The sequence below is a fragment of the Pandoraea sp. E26 genome, from assembly GCF_000681415.1.
Lineage (GTDB): Bacteria > Pseudomonadota > Gammaproteobacteria > Burkholderiales > Burkholderiaceae > Pandoraea > Pandoraea pnomenusa.
Window position 1 is genome coordinate 1 of record NZ_AYXJ01000091.1, and the last position, 2,086, is coordinate 2,086.

Below are 2,086 nucleotides of genomic sequence, written 5' to 3' on the forward strand. Positions count from 1 at the left end.
AACCTACGTCGTTCCGGCCAGCATCCAACGCGACGATTGCGCCTCCGACCGCTCCGGTGTCGAGCCCTGGGTCACCTCTGTCACCGCTTGCCACACCGCGGAAGTGAATTCAGCCGGCCTGACCACGATTGGATCTGCAGCCGTGACGACTAGTGCAGGGCCGTTCCCATCGTCCAGTCCGGTCGATGGCGTCAGGGCCAACGCGGGAGCCGCATTTCCTCCGCACCGGGCTTCTCGACTTCAGATCTCAGCGCTTCAATTTCCACTCTCAGTGCGTCGTATTCGTCCATCTTGCGCTGCAGGAAGCGGTGCGTGATCGCAGCCTTTTCCGCCAGGCCATTTGGGGTGAGTACATAGACGTAACCGAACTTGTTTTTGGAATTGGCGAAGTTTTTCATCTTCACCAGGCCCTTTTCCATTAGGGCCTTGAGACAGTAGTTCAACCCGCCAACGCTGATACCCAGTTTCTCGGCCAGTTCGCGCTGGGTGAGATCGGGGTTTTCCTGCAGGATTCGCATGACCCGGAAATATGTGTCTTCCTGAAGCCTAGCTTGGCGACTTGTCATAAGTTTGACGAGTTTATCTTTCGTAAGAACTTGAACATTGTACTCGGTACTCTCCCATTCGGCTTATAGCGCCACAAAATCGTTAGCATAAGTGGTGAGGTCCCTTGCGAGCGGGCCGCTGTAACGTATCGAGTCGTCGTGGCTCCGACTCGACGCTATGCCTGTTCCCACATGATTGCAGCTTGACTCTTCCAGAATGCCGTCTAGCCTGAATTGGTGGGGGTATATTGTCCAAGCCCCTCCCGAAGTACGGTCGTAGAAGGCGACATTTCAGGCCGGCATTGTCATGTCCATTCCGATTTGCTTAACGCTTGTCGTCGTCGCCGCGCTCGCGTTTCATTTCTGGAGTCCGTGGTGGCTGACGCCGCTGGCGTCTAACTGGCGGCAGATGGACGATACCCTCACCCTTACGCTGGTGATCACCGGCGTGGCCTTCGTTGTCGTCAATCTTTTCGTCGCCTGGGCCATTTTCCGCTATCGCCACCGCGATGGGCACCGTGCCGCCTACGAGCCCCATAACCGCCGTCTCGAAATCTGGCTCATCGGCATCACGACCGTGGGCATCGCCGCCATGCTTGCGCCCGGACTTTTCGTCTACGCCAGACTCATCAGCCCGCCGGACGACGCGCGCGTGGTCGAAGTCGTCGGCCAGCAATGGCAGTGGCGCTTCCGACTGCCCGGCCCGGACGGACGTCTAGGCACATCCGACCCCAGCTACGTTACCGCCGACAACCCCCTCGGCCTGAATCCGAAAGACCCCGCGAACCAGGACAACCGCATCGTCGACGCGCCCGAGCTGCACCTGCTCGTCGGGCAACCGGTGAAATTGCTGCTGCGCGCCAAGGACGTCCTGCACGATTTCTACGTGCCACCGTTTCGCACCCGCATGAACATGGTGCCCGGCATGGTCACCCAGATGTGGCTCACGCCCACCCGCATCGGCCGGTTCGACATCCTCTGCGCCCAGTTGTGCGGCGTGGGCCACGCGAACATGCGCGGCGTGGTCGTGGTCGACGACAAACCGGCCTACGACGCCTGGGTGGCGAAGCTTCCCACGTTTGCCTCGTTGCAGGCGCGGCACGCCGGGGCGTCGTCGTCCGACCCACTGGCCGCACGGGGCAAGCTGCTGGCGCAGCAAAAGGGCTGCGCCGCGTGCCACACCGTCGACGGATCGCAAGGCGTCGGGCCGACCTGGCATGGGCTGTACGGCAAGACCGAAACGTTCCAGGACGGCACTTCGGCGCACGTCGACGATGCCTTTCTCGCCACCTTCATCCGCAACCCGACCGCGCGCGTGCCCAAGGGCTTTGCGCCGATCATGCCGAAAATCGACCTGACCGACGACGAACTCAAGGCGCTCGTGGCGTATATCCGGACCCTGGGCGCCGCCGCATCGGCCACGCCTGCCCCATCCGCCACGCCTGCCGCTTCAGTCACGCCGACCCAACCCGGCCCGACAGCAGTCCCGGCGGCCGCGCCGGCATCGGCGCCGTCCGCCGCCGTCGCGGCCGCGACGCTGC

General features: G+C 62.5%; 2 protein-coding genes. One reads left to right on the forward strand and one right to left on the reverse strand.

Annotated features, from left to right (window positions below; all coding sequences use genetic code 11):
- Positions 1-191 precede the first annotated feature (191 nt).
- Positions 192-566, reverse strand: a complete 375-nt coding sequence (locus tag W930_RS0125295; RefSeq protein ID WP_023872551.1) for a MarR family EPS-associated transcriptional regulator — start codon at positions 564-566, stop codon at positions 192-194.
- 286 nt (positions 567-852) lie between these two features.
- Here W930_RS0125295 and W930_RS0125300 point away from each other — a divergent pair.
- A partial coding sequence (locus W930_RS0125300; RefSeq protein ID WP_028731429.1) for a cytochrome c oxidase subunit II occupies positions 853-2,086 on the forward strand: 1,234 nt, incomplete at its 3' end.